Origin of the sequence: uncultured Nostoc sp. (assembly GCF_964245575.1) — a bacterium.
Lineage (GTDB): Bacteria > Cyanobacteriota > Cyanobacteriia > Cyanobacteriales > Nostocaceae > Nostoc.
In genome coordinates, this window is sequence record NZ_CAXTNP010000162.1 from 1 (window position 1) to 18,486 (window position 18,486).

The 18,486-nt window shown below is 40.8% G+C and carries 23 protein-coding genes and 1 pseudogene; 15 read left to right on the top strand and 9 right to left on the bottom strand.

The genetic code is table 11. The annotated features are described in order from the left end of the window. The 3 genes and pseudogenes from ACFFAP_RS23355 to ACFFAP_RS23365 form a co-directional block, all read right to left on the bottom strand. Positions 1-778, bottom strand: a pseudogene (locus ACFFAP_RS23355) (hypothetical protein); the annotation flags it as partial. 88 nt (positions 779-866) lie between these two features. Beyond that, positions 867-1,718, bottom strand: coding sequence for a hypothetical protein (locus ACFFAP_RS23360; protein ID WP_375513464.1), 852 nt, complete (start codon positions 1,716-1,718; stop codon positions 867-869). 294 nt (positions 1,719-2,012) lie between these two features. Continuing rightward, entirely contained in the window at positions 2,013-2,243 is a 231-nt protein-coding gene (locus tag ACFFAP_RS23365) for a hypothetical protein (protein WP_375513465.1), read from the bottom strand. A gap of 434 nt (positions 2,244-2,677) precedes the next feature. Between ACFFAP_RS23365 and ACFFAP_RS23370 the strand changes: the two genes are divergently transcribed. The 4 genes from ACFFAP_RS23370 (at position 2,678) to ACFFAP_RS23385 (ending at position 4,831) form a co-directional block, all read left to right on the top strand. Then, positions 2,678-3,340: a hypothetical protein gene (locus tag ACFFAP_RS23370; protein ID WP_375513466.1), complete on the top strand. Its 663-nt coding sequence runs from the start codon at positions 2,678-2,680 to the stop codon at positions 3,338-3,340. A gap of 213 nt (positions 3,341-3,553) precedes the next feature. After that, positions 3,554-3,853: a hypothetical protein gene (locus ACFFAP_RS23375; protein WP_375513467.1), complete on the top strand. Its 300-nt coding sequence runs from the start codon at positions 3,554-3,556 to the stop codon at positions 3,851-3,853. Then, positions 3,850-4,521, top strand: coding sequence for a hypothetical protein (locus ACFFAP_RS23380; protein WP_375513468.1), 672 nt, complete (start codon positions 3,850-3,852; stop codon positions 4,519-4,521). Before ACFFAP_RS23375 ends, ACFFAP_RS23380 begins: the two co-directional genes overlap by 4 nt. A 34-nt stretch (positions 4,522-4,555) precedes the next feature. Then, positions 4,556-4,831, top strand: a complete 276-nt coding sequence (locus tag ACFFAP_RS23385) for a hypothetical protein (RefSeq protein ID WP_375513469.1) — start codon at positions 4,556-4,558, stop codon at positions 4,829-4,831. A 74-nt stretch (positions 4,832-4,905) separates the two neighbouring features. Here ACFFAP_RS23385 and ACFFAP_RS23390 read toward each other — a convergent pair whose 3' ends face one another. Further along, a complete protein-coding gene (locus tag ACFFAP_RS23390) occupies positions 4,906-5,121 on the bottom strand; it encodes a hypothetical protein (protein ID WP_375513470.1) in 216 nt (71 codons plus the stop codon). Positions 5,122-5,455: 334 nt separating this feature from the next. Between ACFFAP_RS23390 and ACFFAP_RS23395 the strand changes: the two genes are divergently transcribed. The 9 genes from ACFFAP_RS23395 to ACFFAP_RS23435 all read left to right on the top strand — a co-directional run bounded on the left by ACFFAP_RS23395 (position 5,456) and on the right by ACFFAP_RS23435 (position 11,483). Beyond that, positions 5,456-5,698 carry a hypothetical protein gene (locus ACFFAP_RS23395; protein WP_069071863.1) on the top strand — a complete coding sequence of 81 codons (243 nt, stop codon included), beginning with the start codon at positions 5,456-5,458 and terminating at the stop codon, positions 5,696-5,698. Between the two features lie 493 nt (positions 5,699-6,191). Beyond that, positions 6,192-6,572, top strand: coding sequence for a hypothetical protein (locus ACFFAP_RS23400; protein ID WP_141699911.1), 381 nt, complete (start codon positions 6,192-6,194; stop codon positions 6,570-6,572). Further along, a complete protein-coding gene (locus tag ACFFAP_RS23405) occupies positions 6,572-7,213 on the top strand; it encodes a hypothetical protein (RefSeq protein ID WP_375513471.1) in 642 nt (213 codons plus the stop codon). Before ACFFAP_RS23400 ends, ACFFAP_RS23405 begins: the two co-directional genes overlap by 1 nt. Beyond that, positions 7,210-7,701: a hypothetical protein gene (locus ACFFAP_RS23410; RefSeq protein ID WP_375513472.1), complete on the top strand. Its 492-nt coding sequence runs from the start codon at positions 7,210-7,212 to the stop codon at positions 7,699-7,701. The genes ACFFAP_RS23405 and ACFFAP_RS23410 overlap by 4 nt, the downstream gene beginning before the upstream one ends. An 8-nt stretch (positions 7,702-7,709) precedes the next feature. Next, positions 7,710-8,369: a hypothetical protein gene (locus ACFFAP_RS23415; protein ID WP_375513473.1), complete on the top strand. Its 660-nt coding sequence runs from the start codon at positions 7,710-7,712 to the stop codon at positions 8,367-8,369. Between the two features lie 88 nt (positions 8,370-8,457). Then, positions 8,458-9,924, top strand: coding sequence for a hypothetical protein (locus ACFFAP_RS23420; RefSeq protein ID WP_375513474.1), 1,467 nt, complete (start codon positions 8,458-8,460; stop codon positions 9,922-9,924). 63 nt (positions 9,925-9,987) lie between these two features. After that, positions 9,988-10,389: a hypothetical protein gene (locus ACFFAP_RS23425; RefSeq protein WP_375513475.1), complete on the top strand. Its 402-nt coding sequence runs from the start codon at positions 9,988-9,990 to the stop codon at positions 10,387-10,389. A 23-nt stretch (positions 10,390-10,412) separates the two neighbouring features. Next, positions 10,413-11,030 (top strand): Bro-N domain-containing protein, encoded by a 618-nt coding sequence (locus ACFFAP_RS23430; protein WP_375513476.1) that lies wholly within the window; start codon positions 10,413-10,415, stop codon positions 11,028-11,030. 204 nt (positions 11,031-11,234) lie between these two features. Continuing rightward, entirely contained in the window at positions 11,235-11,483 is a 249-nt protein-coding gene (locus ACFFAP_RS23435; RefSeq protein ID WP_375513477.1) for a hypothetical protein, read from the top strand. A gap of 417 nt (positions 11,484-11,900) precedes the next feature. Here ACFFAP_RS23435 and ACFFAP_RS23440 read toward each other — a convergent pair. From ACFFAP_RS23440 to ACFFAP_RS23455, 4 genes are all read right to left on the bottom strand, one after another. Further along, positions 11,901-12,808, bottom strand: a protein-coding gene (locus ACFFAP_RS23440; RefSeq protein WP_375513478.1) for an IS630 family transposase whose coding sequence is annotated in 2 segments (ribosomal slippage) — positions 11,901-12,413 and positions 12,416-12,808 — 906 coding nt in all. Because the reading frame shifts where the segments join, the coding sequence is not laid out codon by codon here. A gap of 74 nt (positions 12,809-12,882) precedes the next feature. Next, positions 12,883-13,089, bottom strand: a complete 207-nt coding sequence (locus ACFFAP_RS23445) for a DUF6516 family protein (RefSeq protein ID WP_375513479.1) — start codon at positions 13,087-13,089, stop codon at positions 12,883-12,885. Positions 13,090-13,171: 82 nt separating this feature from the next. Beyond that, positions 13,172-13,462, bottom strand: a complete 291-nt coding sequence (locus tag ACFFAP_RS23450) for a hypothetical protein (protein ID WP_375513480.1) — start codon at positions 13,460-13,462, stop codon at positions 13,172-13,174. 267 nt (positions 13,463-13,729) lie between these two features. Continuing rightward, complete coding sequence (locus ACFFAP_RS23455) at positions 13,730-14,959, bottom strand: AIPR family protein (RefSeq protein ID WP_375513481.1); 1,230 nt, start codon at positions 14,957-14,959, stop codon at positions 13,730-13,732. A gap of 186 nt (positions 14,960-15,145) precedes the next feature. Between ACFFAP_RS23455 and ACFFAP_RS23460 the strand changes: the two genes are divergently transcribed. Next, positions 15,146-16,291 carry a SpoIID/LytB domain-containing protein gene (locus ACFFAP_RS23460; protein ID WP_375513482.1) on the top strand — a complete coding sequence of 382 codons (1,146 nt, stop codon included), beginning with the start codon at positions 15,146-15,148 and terminating at the stop codon, positions 16,289-16,291. A gap of 72 nt (positions 16,292-16,363) precedes the next feature. Then, positions 16,364-16,537 (top strand): hypothetical protein, encoded by a 174-nt coding sequence (locus tag ACFFAP_RS23465; RefSeq protein WP_375513483.1) that lies wholly within the window; start codon positions 16,364-16,366, stop codon positions 16,535-16,537. 198 nt (positions 16,538-16,735) lie between these two features. Here ACFFAP_RS23465 and ACFFAP_RS23470 read toward each other — a convergent pair whose 3' ends face one another. Continuing rightward, positions 16,736-18,067, bottom strand: coding sequence for a serpin family protein (locus tag ACFFAP_RS23470; RefSeq protein WP_375513484.1), 1,332 nt, complete (start codon positions 18,065-18,067; stop codon positions 16,736-16,738). Between the last annotated feature and the right edge of the window lie 419 nt (positions 18,068-18,486).

Genomic DNA, 18,486 nt, shown 5'->3' on the forward strand with positions numbered 1-18,486 from the left:
GTTCTTCTGCTCTGGCCGATACTTCTGCTTGTAGCCCAATTCTCAATTCCTGCTCTAGACGCTCTAACTCCTGCTGGTGTTGCTCTTTGATTTGGGCGATGGCCTCAGAATATTCTTTTGGGTAAGTCCGCTCACTCGATTCGGACACAATTGCGTCATTTGAATCAGCCAAATCACTATTGTTCACCAGCAGCCTCTCACCATCGCTGAAGGTAACAATCTGCTGATAATTATTTGGTGCGTCTGCCTCAATCACTCCCGATTCGCCATATCTGGGATGTGATTGTGAGGAAATCCTGGCCGATTTACACAATTGCGTTTTAGGGTTTTCGCTTTTTGCGGCGCGTTTAGTTGTTGGTGCAACCTTCTGAACTGCTTTAGCAAAATCGGCAGCAGTTGGGAAGGGTTTTTCTTTGGCTGCGATCGCAACAGCTTCGTGTAACTTATCAGGAGTTTTAGCCAGCCGGAGTAAGGGGCGAGTTTGAGAGGGTTTAGTAATCTTTTCCCTGAGTTCCTCTGGCAGGGTATCAACTACTTTCTTCGCAGACAGCAAATCTCTGACCCGCCGATATCCGCCATGTTTGATTAGCTCTTTTTCACAATAGTCCTCAAAGCTGAGATATCCACCATCTTTGTAGTAGTGGTTGTCTCGCATTAGACGTAGTTCATCTATTGCTTGCCACTCGAACCTATCGATGGCGGTGAAGGTTTCCTGAATGCTGGTGTTGACAACACTGTAATCAAGTGCTGTTGTTTGTTCAGAGTCTAGTGTCAGCATATTTATTGCTCACTATGGCAAATACTATGAATGTTGTAGGTAGTAAGGAACTTGCAGGAGCCGTTAGGCTTATCGCTTTTAGTGGTTATTAGGCGACTTCAGCAAACCTTACAAATCGATTCAAGTCCGGGTAAACCGCTTTAAAGTAAATAATTTCGTTCTCTTTATGATCAAGATGAAGGTATAAATGAACTTCGTCTGGGTCTTTCCTGAAAGTACTTTTTCCTCGCCAGCAGTTCTGTTCTGATTTCTCACAGTTACAAGACTCAGCATAAATGTCTGCAATGACTGCCTTTGGTGCATAACTTTTGACTGTAGTGACTGAAGCGTGAATATTTCTCTTGTCCTTATTCACCAAAAACAAGTTATATGCAGGTGCGATCTGAACAAGGCTGACAAAAAACTGGATGATTTCTGGAACTGCTTTTTGAAGAATGATGCGATCGCTCTCCAGCGTGAGCAGTTGATCCTCTACTTTCGGGTAGGAGAACAAACGATGGCTGCGCCAACGCCAAGGGCGAACGCGGATTGAAATGTTTCGCTGGCTGACTCCAGAGATGGCCAAGTTTTTCTGAATATCCTGAATATTGTCTCTAATCCTGTGGTAAAGAAAAAGTTCAGTACCAAAGTTAGGGCCAAACATCTTACCCATGCTGTCGTAGAACCGCGCCCCTTCATGTACGGATGATGGAGCATCCAGACACCAGCCTTTAGGGTCTGTCATGATCCGGTGAATAATTTCATCATTTTTAGCATCACCGTTCCCAAACCCAGCAAGCTCTAAGTAAACTTGTCTGTCTAACAATGAAGAGTAAATGAACTTATGGCGTTTGGGGTATCTCAGTCTAAGGCAGTCTTGCAGCAGTGAGGATAAGCCATCTGTGCTGAATAAGTTGGGATTGTCTTGGAGGAGTAACTGTAAAACTGGTAAATTAGACATACTATTTCTTTGCTAAAGGATTAGTCTGGGCGATTGTTCTTCTTGGCGGGAGGCGATCGCTTTTAACTTAGTCCAAGAGTAAATATGTCAATAAAGTTTTCTAGTGACTCAAATAAAGATGGCGTGGGATTCATAACTGTATAACCTCGTACATAACTAAGAAATTATGTTAGCACAAGTTAGTACGAGGTGATCTATAAAAAACAAAACCCACCTAATGCTCGGCGGGTTTGTCCTTGATAACAGTGTTAATAATGTGATCACGCCATTGCCTGAGAGTGGTGTTCTCGTCTCTCAGGCGACTAATTCCCCCAGGCATTCCTCTACAAGAGACTCAAGTCTTTGAACTCTTTGCTCAATCTGGGCTACATCGTGGTTATTTTCCGAATTTTCTGTCTCTACATATTCTTTAATAAATTTTAAAAGTACATCTGTAACAGTTTTGCCCTGCGCTTCGACTTTAGACCGAAAAGCTGTTCGTATCTCCTCTTCAATGCGAATCGTTAGACGAGATTCAATAGCCATAGACAATCTCCTTTTGTTTTAGGTTATCACAAGCCGTTAGTACGATTTATTCTACCAGGAAATATATTGGACTGGGGTTTCGTACTAACTATATTGACAAACGTACTAACTTGTACTAACATGGTAAATATGAAGGAGGAAACAAGCGCAACGCCTCCCAGTAAATAAAGATGCGCTCACTACAGAACTTTGACAGCACAATCCAGAGTGACCGCTTGAGGAGCAACCGAGGCACTGGCACAACCAGAGAAGGCGAGGGGTACACAGTCGGTAAATGGATTTGCACTTAATAAATGATTAACAAAAGACGTTAGACGATTAGCTTTTGACGTTGTTAAAGCTGTACACGTCCCCTGACGCTATTCATCTGCTGTCTTGATAATGCTCTTAGCAACTAGCTTTGATGGCTACGCCAAATCAAGTTTGAGAACGTTGTGCGAAACCACAACGTTGTTTGCACACATAACAAAGGCGACCGCTACTGTCTCGCAAACTCAGCGATCGCCTTTTCCCCAATTACGGAGATTTACATTATGCCTTATACAACATATACACAGCAAGCAATTGCTAAGTCTTCTGTTGATGAACAAACCTTAGCCCAAGCAGAACTCTACAGCCACCTCGAATCCCAAGCCGAAGCTGTAGCCCCAACCCAAGACCCCCTGACTGCTCGTGACCGTCGGATCATTGGCGAGATTATCGAGGTCGAACCCGAATCAGTTCGTACTATCTGGATCGAAGGCGAGATTACAGTATGGGTGCAGTTAGTCGGTAGTGGACGGCTACCCTACGACCGAAACTGGTTCGCTACAAGAGTTGCAGAGGTTAAAGCGACTCTGCCAGAAACTCCACGCGAACGGAATGAGCGCTTGGAGTCCGAGTTGAAAGAAGCTTGCACTATTTTCGGTTTGTACCACGGAGAGATTGATTATCTAGTATTCGGCACGAAAGTCTACCGAAATAGGCATTTTGTAGGCAACGTTTGGTGTAACGGACAAGAGTGGTATTCCAACCCCAGGAAGTATGGTTTGGATCGAGTTGCTCAGACGGCAGTTGGAGCGATCGCACTTTTGGGAGTTCGACCATCAGTAGCTTAGTTGTTGCAAGTGAGAAAGAGCGGTTGCAATCCTAGAGTGGGAGCAATCGCCGCTCAACCGAAATTTAGACAATTCAAATCATCATGTCACAGAATATGATTACCACGTTTTCTCTTTAACAGACGGAATTGGAAGAGTCTCTTGACAAGATACTGTTGCCTCCAACAGACCCTAATGCAGAGGTTATGGAAATCCCTGGCTACAAGCTAGTGTATGTCAATGGAGCTTTGGCAAACAAAAGCAAATCATCCCAATTTAAGCGCTAGGTTGGCTTTGTGTTTCAGCATGATGGGAACTGGATTGACCATGTTTATCGGTAGTCGGATTGAGGAAGCGCAATTTGAAGAATCACTAAAACCCAGACCTGTGCCTCTTCCGTGCCGAAGTTGCAAGCATTTCCACGGGGTTGTCTACAACGGTGTACTTTTCAATTGCGCTGTTCATCCCAAAGGCTCACCAGGTGATAAATGCCCTGATTGGCAAACATTCAAAAAATCTAAACATGAAGTATGAAACGACCGATTTTCATCTTTGGCATCGGTGCAGCAGCAACAATTATCTGTAGTTATGTTGGCACTCAATATCTCGGTAAAAATATCATGTATGCCATTGGTGGGGCAATAGTCGGAACTGGGATCACAACATTCATTACTGACCGAATTGCAAGACAAATTGAGGCTAACCAAATTCTGTTAGGCCAACCTCAGCCCAACTCTTGGAGAAGCTACGCTAACGACTACACTCAGGGCAGGCCTTTACCTATACCTACCAACTGTAAAGGGTGCAAATACTATCACGGTATCCCGTACAACGGTGTAACGCTCAATTGCGCTATTCATCCTCAAGGATCATTTGGCGAACAATGCACGGATTGGCAAGGCTTTCAAGAATCTATACAACTAGATCCAACTGAAAGAATTGTAAATATTCTTTTTCAGCCCGACGAAGACGAACCAACTGGACACGTCACTATATTCCGTTGCTTAGGCGACTGGCACGAGTCAGAATTAACAAAACCCTGCGAAGAAGCTACTTCTGTTGTCTCAATTGCTAGCCCTTTAGCTTGTCCAATAACTTCGGATCTAAAAATGGATAAGTATTGCGAAAAATCTGGATTTATTCGCACTTCAATCGGCATGAAAAAAAAGATATTTAGTCGTGAAGACCTTGCACAAACTTGATTGGCATTCTTATAAATTACAAAGGAACAAGAAAATGACGTTAACTCTAGATAATCGCTCTCAAAACAAAGAATCGTCCCTAACGCAAGCATTGCGGCAGATACAACAGCTAAACTCCAAAATTGCTGTGTTAGAGCAGCAGCATCAAGATTATGTGCAGAAGCAACAGAATTTGATTGCTGCGATCGCTGAGATTTGTGTTTCTCCGATACAGGAAGTACAGGCGCTGCGGATTCTGATTTATCGGGGAGAAGCAGCTTGTCGGCAGTACTTGCGTTCGGTGCTAGTCAAACAGAGGAAGAATTCTTGAAGAGGCAAGGGAGAAGAAGAATTACTCAAACATAATTCTCTTTTCTCCCTTCCCTTTCCTCGCTTGTTCCCTTATCACTCGACCAGATTCTCTTCAGAAGGAATCAAACCCAATTGATGACGGGCAAGAGTTCCCTGAATGTGAAGCGCAAATCCTTTTTCCCAAAACAGTCGATGCATTTCTGACTCATTCCATCCTTCCATTGCTTGAATCCGTTTTGCTGCTTCATACAACGGCTCTGGAATAGAAACTGCGGTCTGAACCATTTTTGGTGTAGTTTTCTTAGGCATTTTCTGATCGTAAGGAGATTTATATATAACTTTACCCCTATAGTTACCTTTTTTTTACAAGAAACTTCCAAAATAAATATACTATCTAAAGGAATATAGATAGCATATTTATGCTACTCTAGAATCGCTTGACCAAAACTAAGGGTGTAGGATGCTATTGCACCTTGTATTCTAGTCTCTTTCTCTCCTGCAAGAACTGCACAAAAGCCTCTTCGTTTAGGGATTAGGACAATCTAGTTTGATTCCGAAAAGAGAAAGAAAAAACTGGAAAGTGTGATTCTACCAGTAGCTATTACCTAACCGTAGAAATAGCCTAGAGAAGGATTTTACGATTATGATTCAGCCGCCACTAACATTTGAAGAGTTAGACCCGTTAATTTTTTGTCAGGCTTGGGGGCTGACGTATGAAGAGGCTTCAAAGTATCTAAAGATTGGAGCCAGAACATTAGCAGCGTATGCTTGCCAAGGGAAAGTAACACGTCGCAACCCATCAGCCAGAGTAAGAGCTTTAGCGGCCATTCAGCATAACTTATGGATTCGAGAAGGGAAACAACCTCAAGATTCAAAAATCTTGTGAGAATCGCTTTATTAATCAACAAAGTTGTCAACTCTGTTCATTGCCTGTTACATACAGGTTTTTTAGTATGTATTTAACAAGTGCAACACTGTTGCAGTTTATCTCAAATAAAAAGCGATAAATTCACTTTTTAGAGTCAACAGATTGCTTGAAGTACAAATTTATATATCTGAAATTATGGTACTAAGCGTGACAACATCTCAGATTAAACTTATTGGTATAGTTGCAGTAATTATGCCATAAAGAAGTGCAAATTTATCTCTGAAAATTAATATTTCTCATAATATTAATTATTTTCACACCTGCAACGTTGCAACATTGTTCATTTATGTTGCAGGTGTGAAAAACCAAAAACCTTGCAACAATGTGCGGCGATCAAAAACCATGAATTGCAAAAATAATGTCTCACACATACCAAAAATCCTAGTTTTTTTAGTTTTTCATCACAAAATCAAATTCCTGACTAGGAATGTTGCAAAGGGCGGGTGCAACAATGTCGCTGACTGATTTGGTTAATCTTTTGGTTGACATAAAGCAAGATTTTAAAATTCGTGATGCATTTTTAGATAATTTGCTATCAAGAACAGAATGGGCTAATTTTTTAGGATTCCATCGTTCGACTTTATGGAGATGGGAAGAGCAAATTATTAGCAAAATTCCACCATTAAAATCTAGCTACTATGAAAACCAGAGGGGAGTCCGAAGCAATTACTTAGATGGATACCAAAGGTTTTTATTAGCAATTATTTACTTACTTAAAGGTGAATCAGTAGAGAAAGGTATTAAAAACAACGCTCAAGTTGTCAAGTTCCTCAAAAGGAATTTTATGCATTTACGTCGTAAAGAATTTGAAAAATGGAAGGAGAGCCAGTAATGTTTACTAAAGCACAGCTCATTGAATATTTCAGCGATCGCTACACCGATGTGCAAGTAATAGAAGCACTCCGAATCATGCGTGACCACGGAGCAGACGTTAACCCCGAAGGCGATGAGTTTAGTCCAGACATCACAGAAGAGTTGGAGAAAGTGTTTGAACTTGTCGGTGCAGCAATTAATAGCCAAAAACACCTGCCAGCATCAGAGCAGGAGTCCGAAGCAATTCAACAAGCAACCAACATGGCAGCTAATATTATCCCGAACATCAATCATCAGATGATGGCAGGGATGATTCGGGTGGTAATGAGTGGTGCGGTAGCTCAAGCCAATGCCATAGCAACATTAGAAGCAAAGGTATTTCAGAGGGCGTTAGACCATACCAGAGGTGTAGTTGCTAATTCTTTCCTTGAGCAAACACAGTACAGCACCCAATACTTGCGTTCACTCTCAGACAACGATGGACAAATCAATAAACTGCTTGCTGGCTACGGTGTAGAAACAGTAGATGTTGATGCGTTTTTGAGTGAGGTTAAAGCTTTAACCCCTCAAGTCAAATCTGATGTACGCAATTTCAAATCGGGAGCAAGTGCTGATAGCAGTTTCAGTATTGATGCTTTTTTAGAGGAGATGGGGGAATGAATAGTGCAAGGCTTTGGAGAAAACACAAAACATCAATTGTATTTGGCACGTTAATTGGGGCATCTCTGCTTTATTCCTCTGGTGATATTCAAAGGAATATGGGAGCAATCACTGATATTAAGCAATCCATTGCTCAAAACTCCAAGCAACAAACAATCCTGGAGCAACAACTTGAGTTTGAGCTTGAACTTGCGACTATTGCTGATTCCAGGTATGAATCTGGATGTCTGCCGATTGTGGCCACAGTCTACCCCCATAAATACGTGACGATTGTCCAAGGAAAAGTGATCCAAGACCGGATCACACGAAACCCTTTGCCAAAAGGAACTGTGGTATGTGATGCCAACGGTAATACTGGTGTGATTGCCTTGAGGGGAGAAGTGGAGGCGATAGCTTTTACCGGAAACAGAGATTTAGTTGCCACTCGGCTTAAACGCTTTCGTGGTGGTACATACAGCCAGCCAATAGATTCAGGAGCAAAGCAGTGAATTTTACGATGCCGAAAAGAGAGAATAGGCAAAAAACTAACTCGTGGTTACGACTTTTGTATTGGGGGTTAGTGATAGCTGGTATCTGGTTTGCCTACTTAAACATTCAACCTTATGAAAGAGCCGTGTCATTTTTGGGAGGTAAAGCTACCAGTAGTGCTTTTACTTCTCTGGTAGCTGCAATCCCGATTATTAATGGTATTGCAGCTATATTCTCTAAGAGTCTTTCTTGGATACTCGGAGCAATACTTTGGAGTGTGATTCAGATAATAGAAGTGTTACCACTGATTCTCTATAACAATGAAAAATTTATAGAGAAGATTGTCTCTGAGGCAGATGGGCGTTCCCGCTATCAAGAAAAAGAAACGGATGATCCAACACTCAAAATGCTTAAACGGACGTATAATCACCTGCCAATCTCTGTTGTCAGCAACTTAGAGGTGTTGAAAATCTTTACCTACACAGTCGATTTTCTGATTTGCCTTACGGTTTATTCTCCCGTGTCCAGTGGTAAAATCTCAGACTTAATATTTATTTTGGCTACTGGACAGTGGGGGAAGTTGGACTATGGGAATCTTGCACTGGCACTGATTACGTTGTTTGCAATTGAGGTAATAGTTTCTCTGATTATTTGGGTGGGTAAGCTTTCTTACGCGATTAAGTCTTAGCAGTCCCTTAAACCGGGAGCGCAGTATTCAATATAAGCGCTCTCCTTTCCCCCACAAAAACTTTCATTTTATTTAAAAAAATATGGATATGACACGTTTTGATATTACGAAAAACCAAAAAACACCCGAACAATGGAGTGCCATCGCTTTTAAACATACCACTGAAAATAACATTCAATGGAACATTGCTCTTGGGTTAATTGTAGCGGCAGTTGCGGCAAGTGCCACAACTCCAGTCACGGGGGCGCTCATTGCCGGATGGACAATATACAGCAGTTTTAAAAAAGCTAAAGATATTCAACGAAATCAAACAGCTATTAGAGAATACGGCTGTATTGCTCATATTCTCGACGGTGATGATTTTAGAGGCTATGTTCAACAGGTTGGGCATGATTCTGTGAACAAAGAGTTACAGTTTGCTAGTAGTCAAGAGTATGAATTTTCTAATGCCGCAATTGATTATATTGAAGAAACAGCACGACTCAATGAATCGCCCCAAGCACTTATTCCGAATGGCTACACACTGCCCACTCCAACCTCTTCATTACCTGCAAATATAAATACATCATCTTCAATTCACAATCCCACACACGTTATAGATATAGTTCGAGAAATTGCTTCACCTATTCGGAACTGTATTATTTTTGGGATTGGTGGAAGCGGTAAAGGAATGCTGGTTGCTAATGCCTTACGTCGAATCAAAGCCGAAAACCCAAACCGCAAAATCTTTTATATTGACCCCAAAAATGAACCATCTGAATATGGTTACACAGAGGGCGTGGTTGACGTTGTTCGGCGTAAAAAATGTAAAAATGAATCCCCAGAAAACATTTGTAAATGGATGGATGAAGTACTTGATGGAACTGACGAATCAATAGGTTACATCGAATGGGCTAATAATCAAGAGGAATGTTTATTAGTCATTGACGAAGGTTCCACCCTTGGAGATGCGGCTAAAAAATGTCGAAACGAGCGGATTGGCACATTGATTTTACATATTTCTTCACTTGGCGGTTCTAGCAAGGAGAATGTTTGGCTACTTGCTCAATCTCCTTATGTTGGTCCATTGGGGTTAAATTTGTCTGCTACTAGCCAAATTACGGCAGTTGCCATCATTTCAGATAAGAATACTAACGTTTTAAAACAGTGGAAAAAGTCACCAATTCTCGAAATGATTGATTTAGTGCAAATAAACACTTTGATTAAAGCTTCCCCTTGCAACCGCGCTGTGTTCTTTGGTGGTAATTCCACATGGGGCGCAATGCCAGAATTGCCTAATTACTCTGCTCTTGATCGGGACAACGATAAACCAACAGGAGATTCATTATCAACCGAACAACGGCAGCAGTTGAGAGCAGCGACAGCCACACCCCTAAGCCCTTCTCAACAAATGATTGATTTTTTGGAGCGGACACGGCATTTAACACTTGAAGATTTTATCGTCAAAGAATTGGGACAAAATGACCGTGCCGATGAATTAAAAACAGCAATTGTTACACTTATCCGCCAAACTGACCATCAAGGATTAATTTACAAATTTAAAATTGATGTTTGATTGGAGATTTTATTCACTTCTGCCTGGAATCTCATTATTTATTGAACCAATTAGACTTACATAATGCGTAAATCCTTAACTTCATTTGAATACGCTAGGAACTGGTCAATAACTTGCCGTCGTGTAAGAAGTCTTCAAAGCCGTTGCACTAATAATCCCTGGCATGGCAAAGCTACGATAGTACATCATCTACATTATCGGCGATCGCTCCTGCGCCGGATTTTGGGAATGTTTTTACTGCATTTTCCTCGTGCTTCTGTGTCTGGTTACGAAATTCCTGGCTGGGATTGTGTAGGGGTATGCAAAAGTTGCCATGAAAATTACTATGGCAGAAGTAGCAGCCGCACCTCAGTTCACTACTATCAAGTTTGGGTACAAAGAGGTGGATTAAATAATCATCAAACTTGGATTAAAGCGACATCTCTACGAATTAAATTTTGCTTTCTGGCGTTAACTCGTATTTAATCAATTTTGGAGAAATTCTACTTATGTCAGACCTATCAATTTTTGTGTTTGAGTCTCAACAAGTCCGATTCGTCGGTACACCAGAGAAACCAGAATGGGTAGCGGCGGATGTCTGTGCGATTCTTGAAATCAAAAATGTCAGTGATGCGTTAGCTAATTTTGATGAAGATGAAAGGGGTATAGCTAATATCTATACCCCTGGTGATGACAATCCTCAAGGACAAGAAATGCTGACTGTGACTGAGCCTGGGCTTTACCGTCTGATTTTCAAATCGCGTAAACCAGTTGCCAAGCGCTTCCAGCGTTGGGTGTTTCACGAAGTTCTTCCGTCACTGCGGCGCACTGGCAGATATGAAATGCCAAAGCCAAACCAGCAACAAAATACCAAACCCACGCTTGATGAACTCGTTAACTTTGGACAAAAGATTCTGTCTGGCACAAGACTTAGTGCAGAACTACAAACCATCACCATCCTTCGAGGTGTACAAGCGCTGTGTCCCGAAATAACCCCAATGGCACAAGAGTTGGTCGGAGCAATTCAAGAAATCGTTGCAACTCCCGACCGACACCTGCCTCCAACTGAGCTTGGGAAAATTTACGCCGAACGTAATGGACTACCCAAACAGGGCAAACGCATCTAAATTACTCTTGATCATAACCAAGGTTAAGAACCAACGAAAAAATCAGCATTTATCGTTTGGTTTAGTTTCCCAAGCTCAAAGCGATCGCCTCAATCTGTGTCAATAAGCAACAATTAATGCGATTAATTGGCAGCTTATTGAAAATAAAATCCTTTTGTTGACATGATGCGACCGCCCTGACTACCCAAACCAGTTAAACCAGAAGTGGTGAATCGTGTTCTGGAATCGGCTGGGCTACAACGTAAAGAAGTTGAGATTAAAACTGATTCTAGCGGTTTGCAACGTCGAAAGAATATCTGGCATCTAACTGAAAAAGGTAAACTGTGGGGAACGGTGACACGGGATAAAGCCCGGACTCACGACAAGATTGTGGAACACGTTCGATGGTTGCCAGATGTTCTTGAGGTGATTGATTTGAGTCTAGAGGGACAAGGGATAATGCAACAAATGTGAATTTCTGGCGGAACAGGTGGTAAGTCCAGACCACGCTTTTCTAACAAGGGCGTGGTCTACAGCGAAAATAAATTAGTCGATGTCAAGCAATCGCTGAAGACATTGTGGACATTGGCAACATCTGCCGTAGGAATCGCACTTATACTAATATTTTTTCAATTTCCTTTAGGATCTCAACTAAAAAAGGAGCATCTGATTTAACGATATTATCCTCACTCCCATCATGTTTAAGTAGGTGGGCGGAAAAATTTACAACTATGTAACGAAAAGTTAAGTAGAAGGTTTAGGGTTAAATTTTACACGCTCTGTACTGTAGTTACCTTTTTCTCCTCTAGCTTGAACACCATCAATCACGGCGTAAGCGAGGTCTAACTCATCATCAAATATTTGCCCACATAGTTCATTTTTCTTAAGATGTTACCACTCCAACTCAATCGGGTTCATTTCTGAGCAATATTTGGGCAAAAAGAAGATGTATAAACCCATGCATTCCCATTTTGACCATAACTTTTGTACCTCAAGGCATCGATGTATCGGTCCGTTATCCTGGACAATTACCCTAGTACGTCCCGTTCTTTGAGCATCAGCCGCTTCTTGCTCCATCATTTGGATATAAGACTTACGGTTAACACCCCCGATTACCAAACCGTAAACAAAACTGAGCAAAGGTTGAAGGAACCCAATAATGCTTAATCTACGACCACGACGTTTAGTCTGTTCTAGGCATTTTTGCTCACCTTGAAAGTAATAGGTGTAACCCGGTTCGCTCCAGGCACAAAACCCAGATTCATCCAAATACTTTAGGTCTAATTCTCCTGTCGCCGCAGCTAATTCCAGCATATCGAGGTCTGCTTGTTTATTTGCTCGTGCTACAGGGTCTTGTTTTCCTTTATGACTTTTCCTTGCTCGTTTCCAATTAATCCCCTTTTTTTGAGTACCCGTCTTAATCTGTCGGGACTCAATTGCACGTTGCGCTCTGCATTTAACTTCTGTGATAGTTGGGAACTATTATATGTGCGTGGCTCAATTCTTAGGCATTGTTCTAAAAACACGATATCCTCTTCTTTCCACTTGGGTTTTAACCCTCGACCTGGTAATTCCCAAAGGCTCTCTAAACCCTGCTTTCTCCATTTATGCAAAACATCTCTAACTGTTTGCTTATCCCAATCAAAGTGGACTGCTATTTTTTCTACATACCAACCATGTGCGTTTAACCTGATTACTTCTGCTCTATCTTTAACCTTCTGCGGCACCTCAAGACTTCTTAGATTTAACAGAGTTTGGTCTTGCTCACGAGTTAGAAATACCCTTAAACGAGCGCCCATATATTAAGCCACCTCATGTATATGCATTCTCCATATTTACTTATCTTTACATAGTTTAGTTTTTTTATGCCCACCTACTTATGATGAGGGAAAGTAGTCAGATTTAATTTTCGGTGATGTTCAGTATTGTCATAGCGAAAAATTAGATTATTTTCTGAATTCATATATTGATAACTATACATTTTTCTATCTACAGATATTTCAACATAAACGAATTCCCTCAAATGCAGCAAGGAGTTATCTTTAAATTCGAGTCTGGCTCGGATAAAACCTTCGTACACTCCTCTTTTTTCCGTTTATAAATTAAATAATTGAACTATTTTTGAAGATTCAATTAAAATCAGAACTTTTTGAAAATAATCTTCAATCAACAAAATCAATCTCCTCTATGGATTCTTTTGTTTGTTGTAAATGAGCCAACATTCGAGCTTCTCCAATCCACTCATCAAAGTCAAAACTATGAGATAATTCATCATTATTAAACTGAGTGATAAATTCCTCAGTTGATAAATTATATTTAGTTTCAAATTCCTGAATCCGTTCTTCTGTTCTTTTGATTCCTGCTGTCACACTCTGTAATCTTTCTGACAAAGCACTTTGAATAATGCGTCTGAGGGAATCTGGATCTTTTGACCGGAGTTTGAGTTCAGCCATTATTTTTCGTCTCTCGCTACTGTTGAATTCACAAAATAGTCCTTGAATGAGCAGTTGTAATGAGCAGTTGTTATTCTATATGAAAATGGAAAATAATCTGTAAGCGATAGCACCTTTTCGATTTCACTTTCTTAGGCTATCACCTAAAGCAGTTATCAGTTAAAACCCAAGGACTTTACAACTTTACTGATAACTGAAAACTATTCACTGTTAAAAGCCATCACCCACCCATCCAAAACGAATCTCACGCATAGAAAACTTGTACTATTATTTCTTGCCTGCTTGCAAACGCCCTTTTTTACTTTGTGTTACCGGAGCTTCTTCTGACTTGCCGAAGTTAACCATTTGCATCAAGTGCTGATTTAGATAACTTTGCGCCGAGATATACAAACTTTCCCAAATCTCTTGATTGCGGCTGATTTTTGTACCGACTGTATTTCCGGCTGTTTTCTCCGATACCAAGTATTTACGGAAATAGTTCGTCCACAAGTGTTGGAGAAAATCTTCAGCGAATTCGTTAAACGGCAGAATCCATTTATAATCTTTATCCAAAAATACCCGATAGGATGCAATTATCGGTAGTGCCAGGTCAGTTGGCGCACCAAACCCGAAAGAGTACTTGCTGTCAGGCAGCAATGTAGTTTTACGTATATCTATTGATGCTAAATCGTTGGCACCCTTTCTTCTGGGGTTGCTGATATAGTCTTGGATTATTTCGTAGAGTCTTTGCTCTATCCACAGAGCATGAGTTAGTAAAGGCAGTAAAGCGGTTAGCCGTTCCCTTTCCGTGTCTGTGATGTTACTTGGTATACTCATACCTGCTGGATGTTTGGTTCGTTTATTGCCGTCGGGGTTGTATTTATTTCTGTCGAGGCAGTAAAGCAGCTTCAGCAAATGGGTGACATTGCACTGAGCGTTTCTGGGAGCGCCGCTTTGGTTTTGGTAATAGGCGATGCGGAATTTTCTATCTTCTTTGTGTTCTAAGTCAGCTAAATACTGCTTGAGAAATTTGTAATCACCCCTGGCGTTGACTTTGGAGCGAGAATCTACTGGCGTTGTAGTATTTGAAGCCAGGGCTATATCTTTAGCTGATTCTTCAGTCAGTCCGATGTGAATCGTAACTTTTACTCTGGCTTGAATTAAGTCATATTTATAATTTTTCGCTTGCTCAAAGGCTAGAACTGTATGCGCTCCGTTGATAATGCCATCGCTACCGCCCTCGGAAGCTTCCAAAACTTCTAGTTCGAGTGAGGTTTTGGTAGGTTTAACTTTATTGGCACACAGTACGATTCCGCTGTGACGAGAGAAGAATTTTTCGGGTTGTGTCGTCAGGGAGTCGAAGATTTGTCTGTAGGTCGCGCTTTTTCGGTTTGGTTCCCGGATGTTCGGTTCTAGGGGGAGGTCTATAGGGAACGAGTCTACATGGGCGGTGGCAATGATGCAGTTGGAGTTGGGTTGAAAATAGTTATCTATCTTTACGTTCCAAGTCTTGGGCATACTTTGTTTTTAGCCGAGAGTCAAATTTTATGTTAACCCTACTCTTGGACTACAAATACCAAATTTCTCTGGAGGGACGAATAAAATATATTGAGATTGCCCAAGAGTAGTAGAGCAAATATACGCATAATACAGTATAAGCGATAACGTTATATGGAAAATAAACACTTTTTTCAAATGCATTACATGAAATGCCAATTCTTACTAAACGCCTTGTTCGCACAGATGAAAGTAGGTCATTGGGGGATAAGTGCCTTATTGTGGATGACTTTAGCTACCCCAAGTCAAGCATCTGTAATCTTGCGAATCGCAATTGAGAGGGGAGTTAATCAGGTAACAGTTGGCAGTTCTACGACTGCGTTGGTTAAAGACAGTACTGGTCATACTGTGGGAAAATTACCAGCAATGAGTTCATTTTATGCCCAAGCTATTCCAGGCGGTGTGGCTTTAGATAAATGGCAGTCTGGTCTATTTTGGATTGAGCCGACAGCTAAGGGATTCGTTTACATTGGCGAACATTGGTATCGAGGCAGAACTCTCGTTATCCCAACAGACAAAGGACTAACCGCCGTTAACTGGGTTGATGACCAAGAGTATCTCTACAGTGTTGTTGGTGGCGAAATGGATACTGAGTGGCCTGCTGAAGCTTTAAAAGCGCAAGCTGTTGCTGCCCGGACTTTTGCTCTCTATGAGCGAGAAAAACAGCGCAATAATCCTGTTTACGATTTAGGTGATAGTCCAGATCACTGGCAAAATTATAAGGGAGTAATCAATGAAACTCCTAGTACTTATGCCGCCGTCGATGCTACTGATAAACAAGTACTAACTTATAAAGACAGTGTTATTCTCTCAGTTTTTCATGATTGTTCTGGAGGACATACTGAAAATGTCGAAGATGTATGGGGAAGCCACGAGCCTTACTTACGTGCTGTTAAAGATTACGATCAAAATGTTAGTGAGTGCAAATGGGTGAAAACTTTCTCCCCTAAAGAAATTAGTGCCAGGATTTCTAATGTCGGCAATGTTTTAGATATGATTGCACAAACCTACTCACCTTTTGGTAGTGTTAAAGTCTTAAAAATCGTTGGTGACAAAGGAACCAAATTACTGCAAGGTGAAGAAGTACGTACAGCCCTAAAGATAAAAAGTACCCACTTCAACCTTACCAAAGTCGCAGATGGTAGTTTTGTACTTCTTGGACTTGGCTACGGCCATGCTTTAGGCATGAGTCAATGGGGTGCATATAATTTGGCCAAAAGAGGAGTAAACTATCTGCAAATTTTAGGGCATTATTATCAAGGCGTAGCTTTAAGCACAATCCAAGCAAAGTAACATGAAATTAATACTTCTCACTTGAGAGAAGATTTTACTGATACACTAATTCATAATTAAGATAAAATTCTTTTGGCAGTAGCGATCGCCTGCCCTTGGAGTGGAGCATCGTCACTCGTTTTTGTCCGACTTCAGAAAATCGCGTTGCTCCCTGCACGGCTTGAAAAAGGCTTTATCAGAGTTCCGGCTGCTGAACTACAAGAAACTGATGATGCAATTCATCTCAATTTATGGAACGCCACTTAGAAACATATACTTAAACAAAAAATAATCTTGATAAATTTTGGTTAATTTTTGATTAAAAGAGACGTAACCACTTCTCAACACTCTAACGGGGATAATGTGCGTCAATTTCTAGCTTTTTATCAGTGTCTAGCTCTAAACCAGTTGTACCCACAGGGGCGATCGCTCGCTCGCTGCCCCATCACTAACTTTCTTGCCTCCTCATCGTGGTTCGATAATTGAACCCATAAACAAAACTCTTCCCGTCTGATTATCTCTAATGGCACAAAAGAATGGACGGTCAACAATCATTCGGAATGGTGGTTGGGGCATTGATACGACAGCTAATGCTGATATACCTACTGAAGTAACCGCAGCTGCTTCGGTGCCTTCTTCGTTCACTTCGACAAAAGTTTTATGCTTAACTTCGCTAATATGAAAATTTGTACCCATGCCGGAAAAATTGGCTTTGTTGCTGAAAGCCTCTTCCATGCCTAAAGTTTTCAAGGCATCATTGAGTGTAACGTCGTAATCTGTTTTGAAGCGGGGTAAACGAATAAACCCTTTTTGTTTGCTGAACTGAGTTATCCATTTTTGCCAGTTTTCAACATTCAAGTTTTGATAAAAAGCTTTGAGGTTAGAGTTCTGTTTCGGCAAGAATATATAAAAGCTGAATTTCCCATCTTTGCCGTAAGGTAAACTAACTGCCTGAAATTGTGTGCTTTCATAGTATCTATAGTCACCCGACTGTGACATCATCGGTTGTTGTTTTGGCTTGCCAGGTGTGCTGTAAAAAGGGTATTGAGCAGTTTGACTTTTATCAAATTCTTTGCTCCATAGTCCTTTAAAATATATGGCATTAATCAGAAACAACACCTGATCTGGTTCAATGTTTCCAATTATCTGATCGATTTTGCCATTAGTATTCTCTTTTACCCAGTTATTGATAATATTAGGCGCTGCCGGATCTTGAAAATTTAAATTGCTGACCTTAGCTTGATAGAAATCCTGCGTTCTCTGGAGGAAGTCTGGCCGAAAGCTAACATCTTTATTTGCCCAAAGTGAGTTAGCAATCTTCAGTTGTACTTTTGGATCTGAATTGTCTAAAAGCTGCTTCAATGCCGCCTTGTAAGAAGAGTTGATTTCTTGCAGATTTACCCCCTGTAATTCCAGGGTTTTTGCGATCGCTAGTTGAGTCGTGCCGCTCGCGCCATTGTAGGCCATAGCTAGAGCTAGAGCGACACTCGAAGGTGAGATAAAAACGTTATTGTTACCATTATCACTTTTCAGAAGTTCTGAAAATAGTTTGAACCCAAACTTATTGCTAGACTCAATGATTTTTGTGTCAGTCTTAAGTGTTTTTTGCGATGGAATTTCTGCCTGAGGTAAATTAGATTGGGCAAGGGCACTTTTATTACTATCGACTTGAAAATACCCTAATACACTAAATAGAACAACACTTGCAGATGCCAGAGCATAACGTCTGCCCAGACTAGCACCATAGCGTCTTTGCATAAAATTTTTTCTCACACTACTATCTTTCTGCTGAATCATTATACCACCATCAGTGAGAGGTTAAGATAATTTTTAATTTTGTGCTTTCAACACTTATTCAGTCATTGTTTAATTCTAATTGCTTATTTCAACCTAATTAAAAATTAACTAATAAAAAAGTAAATTCCACATTTTTAAAAATGAAAAGGTCATATAAATGATTCTGTTTTGTCACTATAGCAGGAAAGTTTAGCTTTCAGATCATGAAACATATTTTTACTTAAATTCAATCCCATTAGTTTACCAAAGGACTATTGGAGTTTAAACTAGTCAGGAGTGTAAAACTCAGAAGGCTCATTCTATAAAGCCTAAAAACCAAGGTTTTAGTTCCTGTAAACGTCTTAAATCCGTATCCTTATTTTTGGGAAATTTAGTTTCGCACTCCTGACTAATCTAAACTCCAAAGGATATTCATATAC